The following is a 3,057-nucleotide window of genomic DNA, read 5'->3' on the forward strand; positions in this document are numbered from 1 at the left end:
GGGCCCCCCCCCCCCCCCCACCGACTGCGTCGGCGGTCCCCCTCCCCATCGCTGCGCGACGGGGAGGATTTGGCGTTACAGCAAAACCCCCGCGAGTTCCGCCATCACCGCGGCGCGGCGGGCTTCGGCGTCTACGTTGAGGCCGCCCGAGGTCCATTCTATGCGCGCGTCGCCTTGCGGCACGGCCTCGTCGTCGATCACGGTGATCGCCAGCGGGCGGCCACATTTCGCCTCGCGCGCCTCGACGAGGACGTCCACTTCGTCGCGCATTTCCGGGTTCACGCGGACCACCAGCGCGGTGCCTTGCGCCACTTGCTCCAGCGCGCGGGCCAGTGCCTCGTCCACGGCGCGGGCGGGGGATGTTTCGATGGCGTGGCCGGCCAGCATCTCGGCGGCGTGGAGGGCGACCGCGCCCGCCTCGCCGATCATGCGGCGGGCGACGGCCTCGACCTGCCCCTCGATCCCGTCGAGCGCGGCGTGAAGCGCGTCGGTCGCCGCCAGCAGCGCCTCGCCGCGTTCCGAACGGGCCTGCGCGGCGCCCGCCTCGAAGCCGTCCGCGCGGGCGCGAGCGAGTTCGGCGCGGTGCTCGGCCTGCATGCGCTCGATGCGGGATTCGAGATCCTCGATCCGGTCACGCAAGGATTCGGGCAGGGTTTCCGCGGCGGACGCAGGCTCGGGCTCGCCGGGCACTGGGACCAGCGGCGTATCGACGGGGTGGAAGAACACCCGGTCGAAGCCGAAAGGTTGTATCGTTCCCGCGCCGTCGGCGGGTGCCTTCGGGTTAGTCGCCATCAGTCGTCATCAATAGATCATCGCATCGTCGCTCTTGGGGTCGGCGAGGACGATTTCGCCGCGCTCGCCCAGATCCTTGGCGAGCGTAACGAGGTTGCCCTGCGCGGCCTCGCATTCGCGGGCGCGCACCGGCCCCATCGCGGCCATGTCGTCGCGAAGCAGCTTGGCGGCGCGCTCGGTCATGGCGCCGAAGAACAGGCGGCGCATCTCTTCCGGAGCGCCCTTGAGCGCCAGCGCCAGTTCGCGCTTGTTGCAGTTGCGCACGATGACCTGGATCGCGCTCGGCAGCAGGTTCGACAGATCCTCGAAGGTGAACATGAGCGCGCGGATGCGCTCGGCTTCCTCGGGCGCCTTCTCGTCGAGCGCGCCGAGCATCGCCTCCTCGGTCGAGCGGTCGAGCGCGTTGAACAATTCGGCCATGGTCTCGTGCGGATCGCGGCGCTGCGCGCGCGAGAGGTTGGTCATGAACTCGGTCTTGAGCGTCTGCTCGACCTGCACGATCACGTCCTTCTGGACGGTCTCGGTCTTGAGCATGCGCATGACGACTTCGGTGCCGAAGTCGCGCGGCAGCGCCGCCAGCACCCGCGCGGCGTGGTCGGGCTTGAGCTTCTGCAGGATCACCGCGACGGTCTGCGGGTGCTCGCTCTTGAGGTAGCCCGCCAGCACGCCTTCGCTGACGTTCGAGAGCTTGTCCCACATCGTCCGGCCCGAAGGACCGCGAATGTCCTCCATGATGTCCTTGACGCGCTCGGGCGCGAGCACGCCTTCGAGCAGGCGCTCGGTCGTCTCGTACGAACCGTGCAGCGTGGTGATCGAGGAGACCTCGCCCGAAAACTGGCCGAGCAGGTATTCGACGACGACGGCAGGCACGCGGCCGAGCGACGCGATCGAGGAGGACAGCTCCTTGATCTCGTCGTCGTTCAGCTGCTGCCAGATGGGGATTCCGTGCTCCTGGCCGAGCGCCAGCAGCAGCGCAGCCGCCCGCTGGGTGCCCGAATATTTCTTGAGCTCCGGCGGCTCGCCCACCGCGGTCATCATGTTCACTGCGAGATTCCTTGAAAAATGCGCAATTTCATCCGATCGCAAGGTCTTCCTTCTATTTATAGGAGGGACACCCACGCAACCGGCTCACGAGGCACAATTGACGATAAGTCTGAATAATGGGTTGATCGGCCTGTCGGTTCTGGGAGGAACCTCGGCCTATTCATCCTATCAAAGCAGCCTCGCCTCGTCCGACAGCGTGGCGGTGACGGCGGCCAAGAAGGCGTTCACCACACCCACGACGACGGCGCCGTGGCTCGATGCCCTGGGCACCGATACCGCGACCAGCGCGCAAGTCGCGGCGGTCAAGCGGCTCGCCTCGATCATCGATGCCAATGGCGACAGTTCGCTGGAGGACCTGCCCGACGTCCAGACCGCCTTTACCGCTTACAAGGCGCTGGAAAACCTGCGTATTCTGGCGCAGGCAGGCACCTCCAAGACGATTTCGACAACCGAACGGGCGGCCTTGCAGAAGAGTTTCGCGCAAGGTCTGGCGGACCTTCAGGGCTACCTTTCGAGCGCCGATACCGACCTTCTCGAACTCGGTTTCGGATCGGTGACGAGTAGCACCCGCACCCTCGGCGTCGAGGCCCGCTACGCCACCGGCGCGGTTGCCGGCACCGGCGTTTCGACCACCCGCGCGGCCCCGGTCGAGGGTCTGACGGGCAGTGAAATTTTTCAGGTGACCCTGACCCGCGGCACCACCAGCGAGGTCGTCAGCGTCGATCTTTCCCAGACGAGCACACAGCCCCCGACGCTTGATTCGGTCGCCGCCGCGCTCAATGCCGCGATCGGCGCGAAGATCGCCACGAACGCCAGCGGCACGCCTATTCTCGACGCCGAGGGCAATACGACCTCGCAGTGGAAGTCGCATTTCACGGTCGAGAAGACCGACGGCAAGTGGGGCCTCACCTTCAACCCCGCAGGCATCGAGAAAGTCTCGATCGATCAGGTCGCGGCGGGCGATGCGCTGATGGTGGCGAGCGGCGAGACGGCGACGATCTCGGGCACCAAGTCGCCCACCTCGGCCAATGTCTACCGCATCGAGGATCTGGCCGGATCGCTGACCTGGGAGCGGCTGAGCAAGATCAACGCCGTGGATACCGACGCCACCGCCCGCGCCGCCGCGAGCGCGGCCGCCACCGCCAAGTCCACCAAGACCGAACTGGCCGAGAACGCCGACTACACCGTCGTTTCGGCGACCGCCGCCAATGCCATCGCCAC

At 67.1% G+C, this 3,057-nt stretch carries 2 protein-coding genes and 1 pseudogene; 1 reads left to right on the top strand and 2 read right to left on the bottom strand.

Going from position 1 to position 3,057, the window contains the following annotated elements:
• Positions 1 to 75: 75 nt before the first annotated feature.
• On the bottom strand, positions 76 to 792 hold the full coding sequence (locus tag LH128_RS26895) for a FliH/SctL family protein (RefSeq protein WP_008832856.1): 717 nt from the start codon (positions 790 to 792) through the stop codon (positions 76 to 78).
• Between the two features lie 9 nt (positions 793 to 801).
• Positions 802 to 1,830: a flagellar motor switch protein FliG gene (locus tag LH128_RS26900; protein ID WP_036527424.1), complete on the bottom strand. Its 1,029-nt coding sequence runs from the start codon at positions 1,828 to 1,830 to the stop codon at positions 802 to 804.
• A 127-nt stretch (positions 1,831 to 1,957) separates the two neighbouring features.
• On the opposite strand from LH128_RS26900, the pseudogene LH128_RS26905 reads away from it, so the two are divergent.
• Positions 1,958 to 3,057, top strand: a pseudogene (locus tag LH128_RS26905) (hypothetical protein); the annotation flags it as partial.

The organism is Sphingomonas sp. LH128 (assembly GCF_000293195.2).
Lineage (GTDB): Bacteria > Pseudomonadota > Alphaproteobacteria > Sphingomonadales > Sphingomonadaceae > Novosphingobium > Novosphingobium resinovorum_A.

Excerpts from the sequence above, each read along its gene's own strand:
- LH128_RS26900 (WP_036527424.1), bottom strand. The coding sequence starts at position 1,830 with ATGATGACCGCGGTGGGCGAGCCGCCGGAGCTCAAGAAATATTCGGGC.
- LH128_RS26895 (WP_008832856.1), bottom strand. The coding sequence starts at position 792 with ATGGCGACTAACCCGAAGGCACCCGCCGACGGCGCGGGAACGATACAA.